Genomic DNA, 19,310 nt, shown 5'->3' with positions numbered 1-19,310 from the left:
GACAGCGGATGCACGAGGGCCACGACCCGCTCAAGACTGCTTTCGCTGTCTCAGTGCTCCCGGTAGAAGTCGGCGAGGGCGGCGAACGCGGCCTTGGGTTCCCATGGCATGTCGGGGTAGGTGGCGCCGAGGCGGCCCTCGTAGACCTTGACGATGCCGTAGCTGGCCAGGTCCAGGTCCTCGCGGGGGTCGCCGTCGGGGCGGTGCAGGTGGTCGTACAGCGCGAAGGTGAACACGAAGGTGCTGTCGATGCCGCCGGCCTCGAACGCCTCCAGCAGCTCGCGCAGATACGCGGCCTGACCGGCCTCGTCACGGGCGTACTCGCCCTTCAACCGAACAGGCGCACGGGTGTCCCTGTCGTACTCGACGATCTCCAGACCGTGCGCGCCCCGCTCACCGGCCCCCTGGTAACCGGCCGCGCCGAACTCGGTGATCGCGACCGGCTTTCCCTGCGCGACGAGGTGACGGACGCCGTCGGTGAAGCGGTCGGCGATCTCGGCCGACCGGTAGAGATCCACGGACACGATGTCGAAGGGTGTCCAGTCGACACGCTCCAGCGGTACGGAGGCGTAGGTCACCTTGCCGCCGAAGTGCTCACGGACGACTGCCACGGCCCTGCCGAGAAAGTCGTTGACACGTGCGCTGATCTCGCCGATCTGCTCGCGCACGCGATCTGGTCGGCTCAGCGACTCGACCCGCTCGTCGAGGCTGTCGCCGGGCAGGAATCCCTTGTTCATCAGGCAGTGCTCGGCGCCGGTGACGAACACGATCTCGGCTCCCCGCCGCCTGAGCCTTTCAGCGCGCGCGGCGCAGTCGGCGAACAGCGACAGCATCTCGTCGGTGGTCAGTTCCAGAGGGTAGGGAGAGAACCAGACCTCGAGGCCGAGGTCGGCGGCGTGGGCCGCCGCGAGCTCCAACCGTTCCGGATCGCCACCCATGACGCGGACGGCAGTGCAGTGCAGGTCATCACGGATGATGCGCAGCTCGCGCTTGACCAGCTCCGAGTCGAAGAGCTTGTGGCCGATCGCTCCGTTGTAGACGAAGCCGGTGTCGTAGCTGATGCCTTTGGCTCGCATGTCGCGCCTTCTTCCAGGAGGGAAACTACGGTACTTGCCGTACCTTAATTGCCGAAACGCAGGTGTGACAACCAGAATGTGAGGGTACGATCGGTACCGCTTGCGGGAAGGGCCATGACAGAGGACCCGATGAGGCAGCCAGGTGCTGGGCAGACGCGGCGACGCGGAGCCGTCCTGGAGGAGGCGATCCTGCGCGCCGCGGTGGACGAAATCACCGAATCCGGATACGCCGGGTTGACCATGGACAAGGTCGCCACCCGTGCCGGCACCAACAAGAACGCCATCTACCGCCGCTGGCCAAACCGCCTCATGCTCGGCATCGCCGCCTATCGGCAACTGGCCACGGCATTCCAACCGCCCGACACCGGCAATCTGCGCGACGACGTCCTCGAGGTGCTACGCCAGGCGAACCGCCACTGGAGCTCCCCCCTCGGCGCGATCCTGCGCGAACTACTCTCCGCGGCCGGCGGCGCGTCGGAACTCCTGGCGCAGCTGCAAGAACAGTCGAGCGACGCCGCAGCCGCCTCCTGGTTGACCGTCCTGGGGCGCGCGGTCGCACGCGGTGAAGCTTCCCCCGAAGCACTTCATCCACGGGTCGCCACCGTGGCCATGGTTCTGCTGCGCAACGAGTTCGTCGTGCGCGGGGCCCCTAGCGCACCCGACGACGTCCTCGTCGAGATCGTCGACGAGGTGTACCTACCACTGGTGCGGCGACGCGGTCCGACCCCAAGCTGATCTTTCGCAGGCCGGCATCCTGGCGATCACCTGTCAATGTCCGATCAGCGTGACGATCGTCGCGATGCTCAGAACTGATCTTTTCCGAGAATCGGACGGAGCATCCGCCGCAGCTGTCGATTCCTCGGCCTACTGAACGCCGCATCCTTGTGTCGGAACGGAATCGTGCGCCGGCGGATCTCGGTCACTACGGCTTGCCCACAGCGGCTTCTCGGTTCCTCCAAACTCCGAGGGCCGAGGGAACCGCGCACTGATCCTCGAGATGGGCACCAGGCGCATGCGCGAAAGGGTGGAACTGCCCGAGCTCGACGAAGACACCTGGCGCGGCCTCATGAACGAGGCCGCCGCATACGTGGAGACGCTCACCTGACCTGCGGTGGCCGCTACCGGATCACGCGGTACCTCAGATGGGTGACGAGACCGGTGCCCGACACCTCGCCGAGTGGTTCGAGGGTGGTGTCCCCCACGCCGTCGAACAGCCGCTCGCCCCTGCCGAGGATCACCGGCGCGACATGCAGGCGCAGCTCGTCGATGAGCCCTGCCGCCAGGTACTGGTTCACCGTCCGCGCGCCGCCCGCGATGGCGACGTCGCGGTCGCCGGCGGCCTCACGTGCCTGGGCCAGTGCCGCCTCGATCCCGTCGGTGACGAAGGTGAACGTCGTGCCGCCCTTCATGGTCAACTGCTCGCGCGAGTGGTGGGTGAGGACGAAGACCGGCGCGTGGTACGGCGGCTCGTCGCCCCACCAGCCATTCCAGTCCATGTCCCAGGCGTCTCGGCTGGGGCCGAACATGTTACGGCCCATGATGAAGGCACCCGCCGCCGCGATGCCCTCGATCACCGCGGCGTGCACCTCGGGCTCGTCGAACATCCACCGGTGCAGACGCTCCCCCACGCCCTTGCCGAACGGGTTCTCCAGGCTCTGGTTCGGTCCCGCCACAAAGCCGTCGAGGGACATCGCCATGTCACAGGTGACCTTGCTCATCTGACTGCCTCCTACGTTTCCGGCGCTCGTCTGGCGCCGCTCACGGGGAAGTCGGAGCCGCCTACCTGTTCTCTACATGTCGACCGGATTTCTTTGGCGGCCTCCTCTTCCAATTCGTCCTCGATCCGCCTCACCACAGCCAGCGCGCGGCAGAACCCTGTCATGCTCAGGCGGCTCCTGGCGTCGCTCACGTGCGAGGCGGTGGCTCCACTGCTCTGATCAGTCGAGCACGTCGGCGCCGAGTTGCGGGAAGACCTTGGCGACTTTGGACAGCAGGTACTCGCCGTAGGGGCCGGTGAAGGCGCGCAGGTCCTGGCCGTCCCATCGGGCGCGCCCGCCTTCCGTGTACGGCAGCGGCGGCACCTCGCTGTCCCAGCCGGGATCGAAGAAGAACGGGAAGCTGAGCCGCTCGTTCCCGCTGAGGTTGCGCACCCGGTGCGGTGTCGACCGGTAGAGGCCGCCGGTGAGCTTGTCCAGCATGTCGCCGATGTTGCAGACGAACGTGCCGGGGACGGGCGGCGCGTCGGTCCAGCCGCGCGGCGTGTGCACCTGGAGGCCGCCGTTGGAGTCCTGGAGGAGCAGGGTGAGCAGGCCGTAGTCGGTGTGCTCGCCGACGCCCCATTCGCCCGGGTCGGGCTTGGCCGGTGGATAGTGAAAGATCCGGAAGAGGATGGTGGGGTCGGCGGTGTAGCCGCTGTGGAAGTAGTCCTCGGCGAGGTCCAGGCTCAGGGCGATGCCGCCCATCACCGCCTGGGCTACTGCGGTCATCGTGTCGAGATATTCCAGTACGGCGGCGCGGAGGCCGGGCACCTGGACGGGAAACAGGTTCGGCCCGTGCAGCGGCAGGTCGGACGGCGGGCGTTCGGCACCGAAGTACACGCCTTCCTTGAGGTCGGGTCGGCCGGAGGTGAGCTCGCCGCCCACCGGGAAGAAGCCGCGCCAGGCCCGCCCGCCCTTGTCCATCGAGATCTCGTTCTTGAGCTCAAGCGGCAGCTCGAAGAACGCCCTGGCGGCGGTGTCGAGCCGGGCGATCAGCTCGGGCGGAACGCCGTGTCCGCTGATGTAGAAGAAGCCGCTGTCCTGGCAGGCCGCGCCGATCTCTGCGGCCACGTCCGCCTTGCTCGCCGTACTCTCATCACCCTCGTCGCCCGGGCCCGCCGTACCGCGTCCGAGGAGTGGCGCTATGTCAATCACCGGCAATTCGCTCACAGGGCCATTCTCTGGAATTTACGGCGAATAGCATCGAATTCCGAGGGGACACACTGGAGGCGCCAGTCTTCGTAACGTTGGCCCTGCCACGCTCAAGGCCAGACCCCGGAAGACACTCGATTGGAAGACGCTCGCCGAGGCACTCCAGGAGCCGCCACCGTCTCAATCACCGGACCAGCGGCCGCGATCTCCATGCTTGCCCGGACGAACGCGGCCACCGCCCGCGACCGCGTCCGCTCGGGCCAGGCAAGCAGGATCGAGCTCCTCGGCGCGTCGAGCAGCGGCACACACCACGCCCGATCGCGTGTGGCGCCGCACCGATTCCGGGACCACGGCGACCATCTGGCCCAGGGCGACCAGTTGCATCAGTTGCCCTGGGCCGCGCACCTCCGGGCCGCTCGCCCTTCCGGACCGGCCTAGCGGGCTAGCGGATCGCCGTCGAGGCCGGCCGGCACCAGGGTGGCGCGGCCGGCCAGTCGGTGGTGGCGGGGCAGCACCGCCACGTGGTCCTGGTCAGCAGTTCGGTGTCGAACCCACCGAGGTCGCCGTGATGCTCAACGATGACAGGACTTCTCATGGGCAGCGAGCGCGTGATCATTGATGCGGCAGGTCCTCATCCGCACTGGTTTGTGGACAGCCGGCTCCTGCTTGCGGTCAATCCGTGGGCCGGCGAGCCTGGTTCGTCTCGCGGAGGACCGCCCAGGCGTCCGCCACAGGACCAACGTGCGCGAGCTTGTCGGGGTTGATCACCGCGCGGATCGTCTGGATCTGCCCGCCGAGGATGTCGAACGTCAAGGTGTTGGCGACCTTGCCGTCCCGGTCGCGGAAGATCGCGCCCGGCTGGCCGTTCACCTCGTGCGGCTCCACGACGCCGCCGATCCGGACGAACGGTGGGACGATCGCGGCCAGCACCCGGGCCACGTTCTCGGCGCCGAAGACGCCCTTGCCCCATAGCGGGGCCTTGCCGCCGCTGTCGCCGACCATCTGAACGTCAGCGGCGAGGAGCTCTCGCAGTCCGGCGACGTCGCCTTCCCGGAAGGCGTCGAAGAATCGCTCGGCGAGTTCTTCTCGCTCCCGGCGGTCGGTCTCGTACCGAGCGCGTCCCGCGTCCATGTGGCGGCGGGCCCGCACCGCGAGCTGGCGGCACGCCGCCTCCGACCGCCCCACCGCCGACGCGACCTCACCAAAGCCGAACCCGAACACCTCCCGCAGCACGAAGACCGCGCGTTCGAGCGGGCTGAGCCGTTCGAGCAGCAACAGGGCCGCCATCGACACCGAGTCGGCCAGCTCCGCCGACCGCGCCGGGTCCTCATAGGGGTCGGCCAGCAGCGGCTCGGGGAACCACGGTCCGACGTATTCCTCCCGCCGGACACGGGCCGAGCGCAGCACATCGATCGAGATCCGGCTCACCGTGGCCGACAGGAACGCCTTGGTCGAGGCGGGTTGTGTCGGGGAGGCCTCGTAGCGCAGCCAGGTCTCCTGGACCGCGTCCTCGGCCTCGCTCACACTGCCCAGGATCCGGTAGGCGATCGAGAACAGCAGCGGCCGTAGCTCCTGGAACTCCTCGACCCGCCTCACGCCAGCTCCTCCTTGAAGCCCTGCCGCCAGGAGGGGTAGCGCAGCTCCCAGCCGAGCTCCCGCTTGGCCTTGGCGTTGGAGAAGCCCCGCCCCTCGGTCATCATCATCACCGCCACTTCCCCGGCCAGCGGCCGGGCCAGCCACGTGGCGATCCGCATCGGCCGCTTCGCTCCCGCGCACGCGGCCAGGTAGGGCAGCCACTCGCCGGCCGGGGCCGGTTCGTCGTCGACGATGTTGAACACGCCCCTCGCCTGCTGCTCCACAGCCAGCACGGTAGCGCTCGCCGCGTCGTCCAGATGCACCCACGAGCAGTAGCCGGCGCCGTCCCCGACGACAGGGAACTGCCGCTTGCGCACGGGCTCGACCAGGTCGTCGGTGGCGCCCGGCCCGTAGAACCAGCCGTACCGCAGGACCGCGCCGCCGGCCTTGACGACCACCTCCTCGACGTGGCGGATCGCCGTCATCCCAGGCTCCGCCGGCGTCCCCGTCATCGGGTCCACCGGGTTCTGCTCGGTCTTCACCCAGCCGCCCTGGCGGATGCCGTTCCAGGCGGCGTAGCTCTGTGCGACGAAATGGGGGACGCCGGTCGCCTCGGCGGCGGCCAGCAGGTGGTCCGTCCCCTCGGTGCGCAGCCGGTTGGTGCCGGCGAACCACCGATCCATGTGCTTCATATCGGGCTTACCGGCGTGTGCCACGGAAATCGCGGTCATCTGGTGCACGATCACGTCCGGCCGGGCGGCCGCCACCGCCTCACCGACCGCCACCGCATCCAGCCCATCCATCACGACGCTCTCTGCTCCCAGCTGCTCCAGCAGACCCAGCTTGGCCGCGCTCGTCGTCGTCGCCGTCACCTCGTGGCCACGCTCCACCAGTTGCGGCACCAGCCGCCGCCCCAGGACCCCGGTCCCACCTGCCACGAACACCCGCATGACCATCACCTTCCTGATCAGAGTCTGTCTCTGAGACCCGAGACGAGACAGCCCGGCCATCTGTGACATGCGGGCAGGAAGGTGGGCGAAGGTCCGTGGTGCCGCCCGAGCGAGGCCCGAGACGAATTCGCCACTCGCTGGCCCAACGCCGGGCCTCTGATGGTCGTCCCGGAATCGAGTGTTTCAGGGACGGCCCATGAGCGACCTGGTCTTGGGCCGGCGGGCGGCCGGATTTGTCCCGGGTTTGTCCGCCAACGATCCCAGTCATTCTTTCTGTCCACATGTCACAGGTGGCCGGGCTGTCTCGTCTCGGGTTCCGAAGACAGGCTCTTCGAAGAACACACCATCCCATAGCAAGGAGCTGGGCATGAGCGAGCACACCACACCCCAGAAGATCGCGCTGATTACCGGGGCGAACAAGGGGATCGGCCGGGCGGCTGCCGAGCAACTCGCTGCGCTGGGCATGACGGTCCTGATCGGCGCCAGAGACCTGCGGCGTGGCGAGGAGGCCGCTGCGGCGCTACGCGCGGCAGGCGGCGACGCGCACGCGGTCACTCTGGACGTCACCGACCAGGCCTCCGCCCGGGCGGCCGCGAAGCAGGTAGAGGAGCGCTTCGGCCACCTCGACGTGCTGATCAACAACGCCGGCATCACCGGCTCCGGACAGGTCTCGCCCGAAGACGCCCACGATCAAGTCCCCAGCTCCGTCGACCTGGACATGGTCCGGGCGGTGTTCGAAACCAACGTCTTCGGGGTGATCGCGGTGACCAATGCCATGCTCCCGCTGCTGCGGCGGTCGCCGGCGCCGCGCATCGTCAACGTCAGCAGCGCCGCCGGGTCGCTGACCATCGCCAGCGACCCGGACGGCCCGCTGGCCGGTCTGCTGGCGTCGGCCGCGTACACGCCCTCCAAGACCGCGCTGAACGCGCTGACCGTGCAGTACGCCAATGAGCTGCGAAAGGACGGCATCCTCATCAACGCCGCCGACCCCGGCTACGTCGACACGGAGATCAACAACCACAGCGGATACCTTACGGTCGCGCAGGGCGCCGCGATCTTGGTGCGCCTGGCCACGCTCGGCGCGGACGGGCCGACCGGTGGCTTCTTCAGCGAGGCCGGCTCGGTGCCCTGGTGATGGTGACCCTGGACAGCGGCAGACGGACGGTGTAGACGGCCTCTGCTGATAACACACCGTCAACACACCGAAGATCACATCTTTTCGATATCGGGTGGACGTCGCTCACGCCGAGCTGATCGCATCCTGGTGCGGCGGGGCGGCGAGCTGGCCGCCTGGCAGGTCAGCGCACACGCGGCAGGGCGGGCCTGACCGGCCGCGCGCAGGTGGTGTGCCGTCCTGCTCCTGCGGCGCGGTCAGGCCCGCTACTGGCCTAGCCCTCTGCTGGGGCGGTGGTGCGGGGTCAGCCGAGGTTCCAGACGGAGGAGATGCGGTCATTCCAGCCGCTGGGGACGAGGGTGGGGATGTCGGAGAAGGGCGTGACGAACAGGGAGCTGCCGCCGAAGTTAGGTCAGCGGACGGCCGTCGAACCGCGACAGGTCGCGGGGGTCGTGCTCGACGCCGTCCACGACCACCGCCATGGCGGGCGCCGGATGGGTGACGGGCTGCGTGGAGGCGGCGGGCATCCCCCAGGGTTGGGGATGGCGTTCAGGTGGTGAAGGCGGCCATGAGCTCGTCCCTGCCGGCCGCGCCGGTCTTGCGGAACACCGCCTTCAGGTGGTCGTTCACCGTGTGTGCGGACAGGTCGAGCAGCCGCGCGATCTGCTTCGGCGCGGCTCCCCGGCAGAGCAGTTCCAGCACGCGGCGTTCGCGCGGCGTGATCGCGTACCAGTCGCAGAATGAGGGCAGCATCAGCCCGCCCGTGGCCGACTGGATGACCACGGCCACGTCGCCCGTGCCGTCCTCGTCGAGGGCTTGGCCCTCGACGGCGAGCCAGCGACCGTAGCGGGCCGCGGGGGCGCAGATGAGCGGCCTGGCGCCGTCCGCGCTGCGGACGTGCTCGCCGGCGTCGATCGCCAGGGCCGTCACGAACGTGTCCGCCAGCCAGGCATGCGCGCCGTGGCGATCGGGGCAACGTAGCCGGTCGAGCCACGCTTGTGCCTGCGGCGTCACGGTTCGGATCGAGTGGTCTGGGCCGACGACGATCACCCCAGCGGGCAGCGCGGGCATGGTGGGTGCCAGCGGGCCCGCGGTGACGTACCGGCGCAAGGCGGTCACCAGCGCCGGGCCGAGTAGCGTCGCCTTGTGCAGGTCGTCGCCGGTGAAGGGGCGGGCGTCGCAGGCGCGTACCAGCCCGAGCAGTCCCCACACGCCGCGGCTGTCGCGCAGGAGCAGCCGCAGCTCGCAGGAGGCGCCGCAGGCCGCGAACGCCTGCCGCGCCCCCTCGTCGGTGCCTGCCACCGCGACCGGTACCTGCCGCCGCGCCAGGGACGAAGGGCGGCAGGGATCGCCGTGGGTATGGCGGTGCGCGAGCAGGGTCGCGGCGAGCTCGCGTTCGTACTGGTGCCAGAAGCTGAACGAGCCCTGCCCGAGCCCCGTCGCCGGGCTGGTGCCGACCAGGCGCAGCGCGTCGTGACGCACCCAGGGCGTGATGACCGCGGAAATCGCGGCGCCGAGGTGCTCGGCGGCGATGCCCTGATCCATCAGCGTGCGCAGCTCGTGAACCACCCGGTCCTGACATGAGGTCACGCCCCCACGTCAGCACAGCGCGGAGTGCACATGCAAGCACACGGTAATGTTTTTACTACTCTAAGTGAATGCAGCCTTTACGGTGCCGTTGATGTCATTCCCGTCTACGCGGGGAACTGGTCGATGACGCCGTCGTAGGTTTCAGGTACGGCCGGCGTGGCCGGAGTGGGGCTGGATGAGGGCGTCGTCGATGCCATCGGACTTCAGCCAGGTGAACTCATCAGAGGGCATCACTATCGCTTCATGTCCTCTGGTCAGGCTCACCTGAAGGATCTAGCGCTCGGAACGCTCGATCAGGGCCATCACCTCCGGCGCCGTCGCTTCAGGACTTGAAGGTCCTAACAGAAAGATCAGCGGACGAGGTGTCGCCAGCAGATGATAGCGGCCACGAGGGCCATGAAGGCTTCATGGATGTCGTCACGGATCTCCCAGCGGATGCGCAGGCGGCGGAGCCGGTGCAGCAGGGCGCTCGTCCGCTCCACGACCCCGCCTTTCTCGAGTCGCTCCAATTGTTCCGTGTGTCGGCAGCTGAAAGCGTCGGCTCGATGGCGTCCATGCCTGTGGTGATCCTCACACCGCTGGCGCGGACATCGCCCGCCAACTGCAGACGGGCCTGACCCTTGATCGCCATCGAGATGCCGTCGAGGCTCGGAGCCACGAAGTACCCATCGACCCCGGAGAGAACGGCGCGGCTGACCGGCCCGCTGAAATGGATCCCAAGCTCGTCATCGTCGAACTCGGCGCCCTCCGGGACAGCGGCACCGCTGTGACCACCACGACCGCGTCGACGCCCGCGATGCCTGCTGAGTCGCTCACCGCGCACTCCCCGGGTCTGCTCCGTTCATGCGTTGCCGACCAGGCGAGTAAGTCCGAAGTGCGGGAGCCGTGTTGTCCGGTCTCGATGGAGTTGGCGTGATGGCAACACTCTGATCTGCGGCGCGCCAACTTGAATGAGACGTCGGGCACGGTGGTGTCTCATGGATCATGGCGTACCTGGGGGAATGTCTCATCGGGCCTGTCGCATGATCATGGTTGCGCGCTGTGACTGCTGGTTGACGCTCTTGAACTGCTGAGAGCCCGGTTAGTCCCGGTTCAAAGAGTCGGTCACAGTTGGTCCTGACGAGGACTGATACTCACGCCATTCCAGGGTGATGCGCTCAGCGCGAGGGGCTGAGTCTGCGAAGGCCGATGTCTCGGCGCCACTGGTCGGCCTGGCCGAGGACACGCATGCCCACCGCCTCGTAAACACCCAAGGCGTTGGTCTCGTTCGCGCTGTCGACATCGACGCCAACCATGGGGTAGCCGCGTTCTTGCAGCTCGGCGAACGCGGTGAGGAGGAGGAAGCGGCCCAGACCTCGGCCGCGGAAACGCTGCTCGATGCCGAGCCAGGCGATCCAACCCCGGTCGAGTTGGGCGCGTGCGATGAGCGAGGCTACCGGGGTTCCGTCGATCTCGGCGATCCACCACAGAGCAGGATCGTGGCCGCCCCGCTGCTGCTGGTCGGTCCAGAACTCATCGAACGTCCGACGGCGATGGTTCCAGTGTCCGGCCAGCGCGTCTTCAAGCACCATGTGGAGGCGACGCCGGTCACCGTCGGAGGTGGCGACCCGGACCTGAGTTCCGGACGGTGGGTGCTGCTGCGCCCAGTTCTCAATCTGCCGCAGCAGCGTGTCAGCCAAGGCTTCGGGGGCGGTCGGCGACACTCCCAAGTGCGCGCGGAGCTGGCCGACATGCGGTGCGGCGTGGAGCGCGGCGAAGCCGAGGAGCTGACCATCGTGCTCGTGCACGCAGCTGTATCGGCCGAGGTCGAGTCCTGGTGCCGTCAGAATTTGCCGCATGTCGGCCTCATCGGTCTCCACTCGCCCGATCTCGGCACGATTGATCGCCTGAAACAACGCCGCCAGAGGTGCTAGATCGCTCAGCGTCGCCGCGCGCTTCTGCATGCCGAGACTGTCCCAGCAGGTGAAGCAGGGCCGCAACATCATTTCCACAGATCGATGGATGCGCCACCCCGAGCTGTCCTGTCTAGCTGACGCGCCAACTTGCTGAGACTGGTGAACAAGATGCGCGGGCTGAGGCTATGGCTCCGGGGTCTTCGAAATGGCCGTCCTGGCACTTGCCGAGCACGCCGACCGGGGAAACCCGTCGCACAGCGTTGTCGCGTCGCGAACGCCGGACTCGCCCCACCGTCCCGACAGAGACCCGCGAGCTGCGCCCCGATCATCTGCTGTGACCCGGGACGACACCGACGTGCTGGATGGCTGCCTCATCGGCACCGGCCTCGTCTCCGCCGCCCTGACGACATCACGCATCCGAGCTCCATGACTTGGCGTACCACCAGGTCAAGGTGGGAGGCGCACGCCATGATCAACGACACGGGTCAAGAGGCCAGTCGAATAATCCAGGCAAGGCGTCCACGGCTGCTGCTCTCCGCACTCGCGCCGCTGGCCCTGCATGTCGAGCACATCGGAAGCACAGCGATCCCCGGCATGGCCGCCAAACCGGTCTTCGATCTGCAGCCGGCGTCATGGATCTCCAGGAGGCCGAGGACAGCTTCGACCAGCCCTTGACTGAGCGGGGATTCCAGCGATCCGTCCATCGGCATGACCACGTCCCGGCCGGATGCGACGATGTCCCGGAGCGCTGGAGGAAGAGACTGTAGACACGGCGTGAGCACGCGGACGGGGACATCAACCTGCATGTCCGCATCCACGGCGCTCCCAACGAGCGACTCGCCCTGCTATTCCACGACTGGTTCCGAGCACACCCCGAGTCAGTCCCCGCCTACGCCCGCTTCAAAAGGGTGCTCGCAGGCACCGTCAGTGAGACCGGCACCTACGCTGACGTCAAGGACCCCGTGGTCGACCTCGTCATCACGATCGCCGAATCCTGGGCCACCGCGACGAACTGGATGCCGCACCACCCGCCAGAGGGCCATTCCATGATCAAACGCCGGATTCGCTGAGACGACGGTCGTCCGGCGTCTCACCGAAGTTGGCGTCTCCCAGGTCAGGGGGCCATGCCGCGCCACCTTCAACGAGATAGGACACGTGTTTCGCCAAGCGTCGACCCGTAGATCAGCCACCGTGGATGACATTGAATTCACTTCGGGTGATCGCCAGGACTCGCACCGGCTGCCCGTGGGCCGGGACTACCGTCTCCCGCTCCTGGCGCATGCCCAGCTTCGTCATGACGCGGGCGGACGCGTGGTGATCGACGTGGCAGATGCTAATGATCCGATCCAGGCCCGCCTCGGCGAATCCGAAGCGCAGCGCCTGTCCGGCTGCCTCAGTGGCAATACCCCGGCCCCAGAAATTCCGTCCCAGCCGCCAACCGATCTCCACAGCCGGCAGCACCTCGGGCAGGAAGCCGGGGACCGTCAGCCCAACCCAACCGGCCAGCTCCCCGGTCTCGCGCAGCTCCACGGCGAATATCCCGAAGCCACGCTCGTCCCACCCCCGCTCCATGGACGCGAGCGCGGCCGCGGTCTGCTCTCTGGTGCGGACCGAGCCATCACCGATGAAGCGCATGACCTCCGGATCTCCGTCGATCACGGACAGCGGTTCCAGATCCTCCTCACGCCAGCGACGCAGCACCAGCCGCTCAGTTCCCAACCCCGTCACCGATCAATATCCCCTCAGTCGGGCTGCCTTCAGGAATACGGCCCCGCAGGATCCGTTCGTGGCGACAGACCTGGACACCCTCTTGATCGCACTATATGTGGAGATCGGCGATTAGATCGGAGGAAGGCGGCGGATGGGCAGGCCGCCGCTACTCAGCGACTTCGAGCTGGTCTGCCTGGTGGTGGCCCCGGCGCTGCTCGGCTGCCATTCCGAGGCCCGTCGGCTGAGGCGCCTGGCCACCTCAGAGGAGGCGATTCGGGGTGCGGTTAAGGGTCGACGCACCAGGGGCCCGTTTCCAGGAGATCAGGTCGCGCAGGCCCTTGGCCGCCGTGGTGCGCTGACGGCCAATACTCGGGCAGGGGCTCCCGAAGCAGGCGCATCACCGTGCAAGCACCGTAGCCGCTGACGTCGGAGGGAGTAGGGCTCCTGCTCAGGTTCGGCTGGGGGCGTGTCGTCTGGCGGTGAGGTTCGCCGCGATGAGCAGCCCGGCGGGGATGGCCGCGCCGAGGAATCCACTCGGTCCGATCAGGCTGACGGCCAGCGCTCCCCAGGCCAGGAGCAACCAGCCGACATACCCGGGAACGTGTTGTCCCTGCTTCCCCGCCCGCGCGACCAGGAGTCCCAGCAGCGCCAGTACCACGACGAACCCACCTGGCAGTGCCCAGAACGTCGCCACCGAGTCGCTGTCCGCGACACGGTTGCGGAGATCCCCGGCCAGCCAGCTGGCCCAGGGGGCGACGCGGGCGAACATAGCGGTGTGCGCCACAGCGATCAGGATCATGGTTCGGCCGGCCCAGATCGTGAGCCGGCTCGGGCGCGCGGACGATGTAGGCGGGCCGGCTGCGGATGCGGTGCTCATGGCTACCATCGTCTTTGGGCTACGGCCCCCTGCGACTCCCCCGTGGGAGGGATGCCACTCCCCCACTGCGGGGAGTGGAGCACAGGGCCGTGCCGCCCACGGTCGTAGCCATGGTGGCGGCAGCGAGCCGCCGGGGATCTTCGCAGCGTGGAGTACTCCCACGCCAGCGATCTGCTCGCTCGCCCGGTCCTGGCGGGGCCGCCGTCCTCGCCGATCGCCAGATGCTCGACCCTGGCTACCACCGCCCAGGTCCCGGCTCATGACCTGGTTCGATCTCCTCGACGTCGATCTGGACCGGCATCGACGCGGGAGACCCGCGGTGATGGCGAACGGGATCGTCTTGCCGTCCTGCCAGATATCGGGCTCCTCCTCGTACCCGTCTACCTGCCCAAGGTCGCCCTTCGTCTGGCATTCGGCGCCGTTTCGGGTGCGTCCGGTCAGGCGCTCGCCGTAGTGGGAATGGCCGCTGCAGCATTCCTGGCTTACCGCCACTCCCGGACTGACGCCGTCGCAAACGTCAGACGGTGCTGATCAGGCCTCCGTCGATGACGAAGTCCGAGCCTGTCACGTTCCCCGCCCTGCTGCTGGACAGGAGGAGCACGAGGTCGGCGACCTCCTCGGGGCGGGTGAACTGACCGGTCACCGACTGGCTCGCGACTCCCTTCATCACGTCCGAGGGCTCGCCGCCCCTCGTGCGGGCGACGGTCGCCGCCATGCCGTCCTCGCTGAGCCAGAGGGCCGTGGCCACCGGTCCTGGACTGACGGTGTTGACGCGGATGCCGCGCGGGCCGAGCTCCTTGGACAGACACTTGCTGAAGTTCCCCAGCGCCGCCTTCGCGGCGCTGTAGTCCATGACCAGGGGGTCGGGCAGCACAGCGTTTACCGAGCTGACGGTCACGATCGCCCCCTCGCCCCCGTCGAGCAGGTACGGCAGCGCCGCGCGGGTGACCCGCACCGCGCTGAGGAAGTTGACCGTCAGGGTGGAGAGCCATTCGTCGTCGGTGATCGATTGGAACCCGTCGGTGCGCGGGGTGACCGCGCCGACATTGTTGACCAGGACGTCGATGCCGCCGAAGGCGGAGACGGCGGCCTCGACCAGCCGTGCAGGCCCGTCCGCTGTCGCGAGGTCCACCTCGACGGGGTGGACCAGGCCCTCGTCGGCGAGCTGCGACAGCTCGTCGGTGACGTGCCGGCTGCCGGCCGCCACGTTGACGCCCTCAGCGGCCAGCGCCTGGGTTATCGCCAGGCCGATGCCCTTCCCCGCCCCCGTGACGACGGCCTTCCTGCCCGACAGATGCAGTTCCATGGCCGCCCCCTCCAGCGCGACTGCTTCTTCCACCAGGCTAGATCCGCCTCGGCGATCTCTGCCCACCCGGTGCCGGTGAGCGGGCGCGCCCTGTCGGGGAACTCCATGAGGTCGGTGACCGCCGCGGAGTGGTGGTACTGCAGTTTGGCGGTAATGAGAAGAAGCCGGGTCGACCCTGGCCATCGACGGATGCTTCCTCTGGTTGACGCTCGGCGCCAGGGGGCGCTGCGGGGCTTGGCGAACCGCCCGGCGCTCCAGTTCGGTGTCGACGTGACTCGGGAGCTTGTCGAACCTCATGGTCGGAAGGGTGAGCTCGCTGCCCGTGTACTCCTGTCGTACGGATTGCTGGTCGGCCAGCTGGCGGATGAACAGAGCGTAGGCGTTGTAGCCGAGCCCGGCGGAATGTGCCGCGTACTGCGGGGCGGTTCGCCCCGCACGCCCTTCAGCAGCTGCACGGCCAGACCGCGGGTGACTGAAACCGACGGCCCGATGGTTCGACCCACGACGTGGAGCACGAGGTCTACGTGGCGGCTCGCTGGGGCAGCAGCGCCTCGGCCAGCTGCCGCCATTGCGGCATGGCCGATTGGCCGGGTTCGATTCCGAGAACCTGGATGCCGACGTGGTCGGCGCCGGCGTCGAGATGGTCGTGCAGCTTGCCGACGACCGTGTCGAGGTCGCCCCAGAACACGAGGTCGTCGACGAGCCGGTCGCTGCCCCGGCCGCCGTCGATGTCCGCTTCTGTGTAGCCCAGGCGAAGGAACTTGGCGATGTTGTACTTCGTGGTGAAGTACCCGTGCAGATGTTCGCGCGCGATCTCGCGCGCCTTGTCCGGGTCGCTCTCGAAGAGCACTGCGTGCTCGACGCCGAGGAACGGCTTGTCGCCCAGCACCTCCCGCGCCTGCGCCGTGTGCCTCACCGTCACGTGGTAGGTGTGAGCGCCTTCGGACCGGTCGCGGGCCAGCTCGAGCATCTTCGGTCCGTACGCTGCCAGCAGGCGTCGCATCGGCGCCTGCGGCGCAGGATTGGCGTTCGTCACCGCGTCCATGTCATCCAGGTACTGGCTCATTGCCTGCAGCGGCTTGGCCCCTGGGCGCTCACCCCCGAAACCGAGACCGAGCAGATGGCGATCCGGGTAGGCGTCGGCCAGGAGCAATGCCGCACCTTGGGTCCACCTCGGCTCGCGGGACCAGATCCGAGCGATGCCGTTGATGACGCTGATGCGCTCGGTGCAGGACAGCAGGAACCCGGCGTGCGTCATCGCCTCACGTCCGTCCCGCTCAGGGATCCAGAATGCCTGCCAGCCGAGCTCTTCGAGTTCCTGGATGGAATCTCGCATCATGCTCGCAGGCTGGTCCTCGAAGTCGAACGTCCAGACCCCGAAGCGCCCCAGATCCATCCCATCGATCACGCCCATGTCTCCCCCTTGTCGACGGCGCGAAACCGTCCCTCACCATCCAGCTACGGATCGAAGTATCGCAGAAAGTCGATATGAGGACAAAGTCCGGTTCGCTGCGGGACCGAGCTGCGGCCGGTCGTCGCATCCGCGGTGGTCGGGTACGGCAGGCAGGTATGCGAGGGCGACGGGGCCCAGTCGTGGAAGCTCCTCGCCGTCGAGCGGGGCAAGAACGGCGTGCCGTTCCTCGACCATCGCCGCACACTCTGAACCTGGCCGTCCCCAAGCCGTCGTCGTCGCCGCCTACCGACGGCCGTGCGGATCATCTTCCAGGAAGTCGGGGTGGCATACTGCGCCGCGGGCGCCCGGCGAGCCGCTAGAGCGAGCGTCCGAGCACGTCGACGAGCTCGGCGATCCGCTCCTCGTCGCGCCGGTAGTGCGTCCACTTCCCGACGCGGGTGGAGCGGACCAGCCCGGCACGCTGCAGCGATGCCATGTACGCGGAGACGGTCGACTGCGCGAGCCCGGTCTTGGCCTGAATGTGGCTGACGCACACGCCGACCTCGTCAGGGTCCGCGATCGCTTCCTCCACCGGGAAATGGTGCTCGGGATCGCGCAACCACTGGAGCACCTGGAGCCGCACGGGGTTGGCGAGCGCCTTGAACACGTCAAGCAGCTCCGCGGAGGCGTCTGGTGAGGGTTTGGCGTGTGTAGTCATGGGCCGTCGAGACGAGTATAGGGTCAATTCGCGGAACCTCGATATGACAAACCTGCCACTACGCGACCGTGAGGCGACAGGGCAGTTCGAGGCGCTCGGCTCGCGCTCCCGGCCGAACGTTGCAGCCTCCATGTCACCGGCGCACACCGACATGGAGGTCCACGACTGAAGCTGCGTGATCTGGAGCTGACGTCCTAGTTCGAGCAGAGCTGGGCGCGAAGGACCTCGCCGACCCACCGCTCCCAGCGCTCACGCGACCAGCCCCGCTCCTGCACGAACAGCAGGTACAGCTCGGGGCTGAGCAGGCCGTACAGCAGGTCGGCCGCCTCCTCCACCGACATCTCCGCCTGCGCGCCCGGCTTGCCGACAAGCGCCTTGGCCGCTCCCTGCTGAACGACGTAACGCGGATCAACGTCGTGCGACCACAGGGCTGCGACCTCGGGGTCGCTGGCGACCGCCGCCTCCAGGACCCTGCCGATCGGCGCGACCCGCTCCAGGACCGCGGTCGCGCCCGCGACGTAGGCGCGCAACATGTCCTGGGCGGTGTCGGCGGCCAGTGCGGCGGCGTACCACGGCCGGTCCATCGTCGCCACCGGCTCGTCATCACCCGCGATCGTCACGTCGACCAGTTCCTTCAGCAGGGCGCGCTTGTTGCCGAAGACGAAGTAGATCGTCTGCACCGCGACCCCGGCCTTGTCGGCGACGTCCTGAAGGTTCGTCGCGCCGTATCCGTCCTGCACGAACAGCTCCAGTGCAGCCGCAAGGATCCGCCGGCGCGTCTCCTTCGCTTTTTGCGCTCGCTTGTTCGGCCGCTTGACGTTGCTCATGGTTAGAGTCTATCTCTAGATTCAGTTGCTAGAAGTCAACTCTAGAGAGAAGGTCCAGTGATGTCGATCATCAGCATCACCCGTTTCCAGGCCGATCCCACCGATGCCGAGCAGGTTCGGGCACGGCACGCGGCTCTGGTCTCCGCGACCAGGGCCGCGCTGTCCGGACTCACCGAGGCGCGCCTCGGCCGACTCAACGACGAGACGTGGGTCGGTGTCTGGCGTTGGGATTCGGCCGCCAGCCTGCAGGCGGCCCGCCAGGCACTGCCAGGCACCGCCGCGGCCACCGCGGCGTTCGCGGTGGCCCGCGAGGTCACCGCGGAGGACATCGAGGTTCTCGACGAGCTCTGACCGGCCTGTCCCGGCCCCGGAGGGGGCCGGGACTCCCCCATCGAGGAGATGACATGATCGAGATTGAGGCGCTGACGAAGGTGTACGGCATGGCGCAGGTCCGGGCGGTCGACGAGGTGTCGCTGCGCATCCCCGCCGGATCCCTCTTCGGCTTCCTGGGACCGAACGGCGCGGGCAAGACCACCACCAGCAAGATGCCGGCCGGGCTGCTGACTCCTACCTCGGGCCGGGTCCGGCTGGGTGGCTTCGACGTGGTCCGGCAGCGTTCGGCCGCGATGGAGCAGTTCAGCGCCGTGCTGGAAGGCTCACGCAACGTCTACTGGAGCCGCTGCCGCGGACACTGGTCGCGATCGGCGGCTACTGGTTCCTGCAGTACGCCGCTCTGGTGATGGTGGCCGACCTCATCGAGGAGAAACGCGCCGGCACCTTCGCCCAGGCCCAGATGACCCCGGCGCCGCCGTGGCTCCGATGGTCGGCCGGCTGATCACCGCCTCGGTGTTCGGCCTGGCGGTGGCCGCGGTCGCCTGCCTCGTCCCGATGCTGGTGGCCGGGATCGCGATCCCGTTGCGCTGGGCGGCGCTCCTGCCCGCCGTACTTCTGGGTGTGAACGTGCTGGCGTTCACGTTCCTGCTGGCGGCTCTCGCGCTGGCCTCCCCGATGATCGGCGCCCTGCAGTCGCTGTTCACCTCGCTGGTGCTGCCGCTCAACGGCTCGTTCCTGCCGCTCGCCCTCTATCCGGACTGGCTTGCCGAGGTCTGGAACGGCGGCACCCTGCCCTGGCTGCTCCTCCACACGCTCGCGCTCACCGCCGTCAGCGGCCTGCTGTTCGTCCGCAACCACCGCCGAGCCCTGCAGGAGTCATCGTGACCTTCGTCCGCGGATTCGCCGCAGAGGTTCGCAAGGGCCTGCTCAACCTCGCCGCCGGATGGCGCTAAAGCCTCATTCAAATGATCACATTTACGCTGTTCTACCTGCTCATCGTGCTGTTCATGGGACGCGGGCAGCTGCCGGCCGCCCGC

21 protein-coding genes and 1 pseudogene are annotated in these 19,310 nt (G+C 68.0%); 7 read left to right on the top strand and 15 right to left on the bottom strand.

Annotated elements, in window-relative coordinates; translation table 11 throughout:
- Positions 1 to 50: 50 nt before the first annotated feature.
- Positions 51 to 1,076 carry a hypothetical protein gene (locus AB0B45_RS20705; protein WP_358132652.1) on the bottom strand — a complete coding sequence of 342 codons (1,026 nt, stop codon included), beginning with the start codon at positions 1,074 to 1,076 and terminating at the stop codon, positions 51 to 53.
- A gap of 114 nt (positions 1,077 to 1,190) precedes the next feature.
- Between AB0B45_RS20705 and AB0B45_RS20700 the strand changes: the two genes are divergently transcribed.
- Positions 1,191 to 1,811, top strand: coding sequence for a TetR/AcrR family transcriptional regulator (locus AB0B45_RS20700; protein ID WP_358132650.1), 621 nt, complete (start codon positions 1,191 to 1,193; stop codon positions 1,809 to 1,811).
- A gap of 383 nt (positions 1,812 to 2,194) precedes the next feature.
- On the opposite strand, the gene AB0B45_RS20695 is transcribed toward AB0B45_RS20700, so the two are convergent.
- From AB0B45_RS20695 to AB0B45_RS20675, 5 genes are all read right to left on the bottom strand, one after another.
- Complete coding sequence (locus AB0B45_RS20695) at positions 2,195 to 2,794, bottom strand: dihydrofolate reductase family protein (protein ID WP_358132649.1); 600 nt, start codon at positions 2,792 to 2,794, stop codon at positions 2,195 to 2,197.
- 219 nt (positions 2,795 to 3,013) lie between these two features.
- Positions 3,014 to 4,003, bottom strand: a complete 990-nt coding sequence (locus tag AB0B45_RS20690) for a 2-oxoglutarate and iron-dependent oxygenase domain-containing protein (RefSeq protein ID WP_358132647.1) — start codon at positions 4,001 to 4,003, stop codon at positions 3,014 to 3,016.
- Positions 4,004 to 4,427: 424 nt separating this feature from the next.
- Positions 4,428 to 4,580, bottom strand: coding sequence for a hypothetical protein (locus tag AB0B45_RS20685; protein ID WP_358132645.1), 153 nt, complete (start codon positions 4,578 to 4,580; stop codon positions 4,428 to 4,430).
- A gap of 77 nt (positions 4,581 to 4,657) precedes the next feature.
- A complete protein-coding gene (locus AB0B45_RS20680) occupies positions 4,658 to 5,581 on the bottom strand; it encodes an RNA polymerase sigma-70 factor (protein ID WP_358132643.1) in 924 nt (307 codons plus the stop codon).
- Positions 5,578 to 6,510 carry an NAD(P)-dependent oxidoreductase gene (locus tag AB0B45_RS20675; protein ID WP_358132641.1) on the bottom strand — a complete coding sequence of 311 codons (933 nt, stop codon included), beginning with the start codon at positions 6,508 to 6,510 and terminating at the stop codon, positions 5,578 to 5,580. The genes AB0B45_RS20680 and AB0B45_RS20675 overlap by 4 nt, the downstream gene beginning before the upstream one ends.
- Before the next feature lie 367 nt (positions 6,511 to 6,877).
- Here AB0B45_RS20675 and AB0B45_RS20670 point away from each other — a divergent pair, with 367 nt between their 5' ends.
- A complete protein-coding gene (locus AB0B45_RS20670) occupies positions 6,878 to 7,645 on the top strand; it encodes an SDR family oxidoreductase (RefSeq protein ID WP_358132639.1) in 768 nt (255 codons plus the stop codon).
- A 528-nt stretch (positions 7,646 to 8,173) separates the two neighbouring features.
- On the opposite strand, the gene AB0B45_RS20665 is transcribed toward AB0B45_RS20670, so the two are convergent.
- The 3 genes and pseudogenes from AB0B45_RS20665 to AB0B45_RS20655 form a co-directional block, all read right to left on the bottom strand.
- Positions 8,174 to 9,214 carry a helix-turn-helix transcriptional regulator gene (locus AB0B45_RS20665; protein ID WP_358132638.1) on the bottom strand — a complete coding sequence of 347 codons (1,041 nt, stop codon included), beginning with the start codon at positions 9,212 to 9,214 and terminating at the stop codon, positions 8,174 to 8,176.
- A 350-nt stretch (positions 9,215 to 9,564) separates the two neighbouring features.
- Positions 9,565 to 9,699: pseudogene (locus AB0B45_RS20660) on the bottom strand (IS5/IS1182 family transposase); the annotation flags it as partial.
- Positions 9,700 to 10,371: 672 nt separating this feature from the next.
- On the bottom strand, positions 10,372 to 11,157 hold the full coding sequence (locus tag AB0B45_RS20655; protein ID WP_358132636.1) for a GNAT family N-acetyltransferase: 786 nt from the start codon (positions 11,155 to 11,157) through the stop codon (positions 10,372 to 10,374).
- A gap of 420 nt (positions 11,158 to 11,577) precedes the next feature.
- On the opposite strand from AB0B45_RS20655, the gene AB0B45_RS20650 reads away from it, so the two are divergent.
- Positions 11,578 to 11,784 carry a GrpB family protein gene (locus AB0B45_RS20650; protein ID WP_358132634.1) on the top strand — a complete coding sequence of 69 codons (207 nt, stop codon included), beginning with the start codon at positions 11,578 to 11,580 and terminating at the stop codon, positions 11,782 to 11,784.
- 119 nt (positions 11,785 to 11,903) lie between these two features.
- Complete coding sequence (locus AB0B45_RS20645; protein ID WP_358132727.1) at positions 11,904 to 12,179, top strand: GrpB family protein; 276 nt, start codon at positions 11,904 to 11,906, stop codon at positions 12,177 to 12,179.
- A gap of 112 nt (positions 12,180 to 12,291) precedes the next feature.
- On the opposite strand, the gene AB0B45_RS20640 is transcribed toward AB0B45_RS20645, so the two are convergent.
- The 6 genes from AB0B45_RS20640 to AB0B45_RS20615 all read right to left on the bottom strand — a co-directional run bounded on the left by AB0B45_RS20640 (position 12,292) and on the right by AB0B45_RS20615 (position 17,940).
- On the bottom strand, positions 12,292 to 12,810 hold the full coding sequence (locus tag AB0B45_RS20640; RefSeq protein ID WP_358132632.1) for a GNAT family N-acetyltransferase: 519 nt from the start codon (positions 12,808 to 12,810) through the stop codon (positions 12,292 to 12,294).
- Positions 12,811 to 13,267: 457 nt separating this feature from the next.
- The gene (locus AB0B45_RS20635) at positions 13,268 to 13,696 is read right to left on the bottom strand and encodes a DUF6463 family protein (RefSeq protein WP_358132630.1); all 429 of its coding nucleotides are present in this window, start codon (positions 13,694 to 13,696) and stop codon (positions 13,268 to 13,270) included.
- 517 nt (positions 13,697 to 14,213) lie between these two features.
- Positions 14,214 to 15,035 (bottom strand): oxidoreductase, encoded by an 822-nt coding sequence (locus AB0B45_RS20630; protein WP_358132628.1) that lies wholly within the window; start codon positions 15,033 to 15,035, stop codon positions 14,214 to 14,216.
- 487 nt (positions 15,036 to 15,522) lie between these two features.
- The gene (locus AB0B45_RS20625) at positions 15,523 to 16,416 is read right to left on the bottom strand and encodes a TIGR03620 family F420-dependent LLM class oxidoreductase (RefSeq protein WP_358132626.1); all 894 of its coding nucleotides are present in this window, start codon (positions 16,414 to 16,416) and stop codon (positions 15,523 to 15,525) included.
- A gap of 355 nt (positions 16,417 to 16,771) precedes the next feature.
- Positions 16,772 to 17,113: a metalloregulator ArsR/SmtB family transcription factor gene (locus AB0B45_RS20620; RefSeq protein ID WP_358132624.1), complete on the bottom strand. Its 342-nt coding sequence runs from the start codon at positions 17,111 to 17,113 to the stop codon at positions 16,772 to 16,774.
- A gap of 194 nt (positions 17,114 to 17,307) precedes the next feature.
- The gene (locus AB0B45_RS20615) at positions 17,308 to 17,940 is read right to left on the bottom strand and encodes a helix-turn-helix domain-containing protein (RefSeq protein WP_358132622.1); all 633 of its coding nucleotides are present in this window, start codon (positions 17,938 to 17,940) and stop codon (positions 17,308 to 17,310) included.
- A gap of 60 nt (positions 17,941 to 18,000) precedes the next feature.
- On the opposite strand from AB0B45_RS20615, the gene AB0B45_RS20610 reads away from it, so the two are divergent.
- The 3 genes from AB0B45_RS20610 (at position 18,001) to AB0B45_RS20600 (ending at position 19,158) form a co-directional block, all read left to right on the top strand.
- Positions 18,001 to 18,291, top strand: coding sequence for an antibiotic biosynthesis monooxygenase (locus tag AB0B45_RS20610; RefSeq protein WP_358132620.1), 291 nt, complete (start codon positions 18,001 to 18,003; stop codon positions 18,289 to 18,291).
- A gap of 53 nt (positions 18,292 to 18,344) precedes the next feature.
- Positions 18,345 to 18,680 (top strand): ATP-binding cassette domain-containing protein, encoded by a 336-nt coding sequence (locus tag AB0B45_RS20605; protein WP_358132618.1) that lies wholly within the window; start codon positions 18,345 to 18,347, stop codon positions 18,678 to 18,680.
- A 79-nt stretch (positions 18,681 to 18,759) separates the two neighbouring features.
- Positions 18,760 to 19,158: a hypothetical protein gene (locus tag AB0B45_RS20600; protein ID WP_358132617.1), complete on the top strand. Its 399-nt coding sequence runs from the start codon at positions 18,760 to 18,762 to the stop codon at positions 19,156 to 19,158.
- Positions 19,159 to 19,310: the final 152 nt, after the last annotated feature.

The organism is Nonomuraea sp. NPDC049152 (assembly GCF_040648355.1).
Lineage (GTDB): Bacteria > Actinomycetota > Actinomycetes > Streptosporangiales > Streptosporangiaceae > Nonomuraea.
The sequence above is the reverse complement of the archived record's forward strand: the minus strand, read 5'-3'. Positions and strand labels throughout refer to the sequence as shown.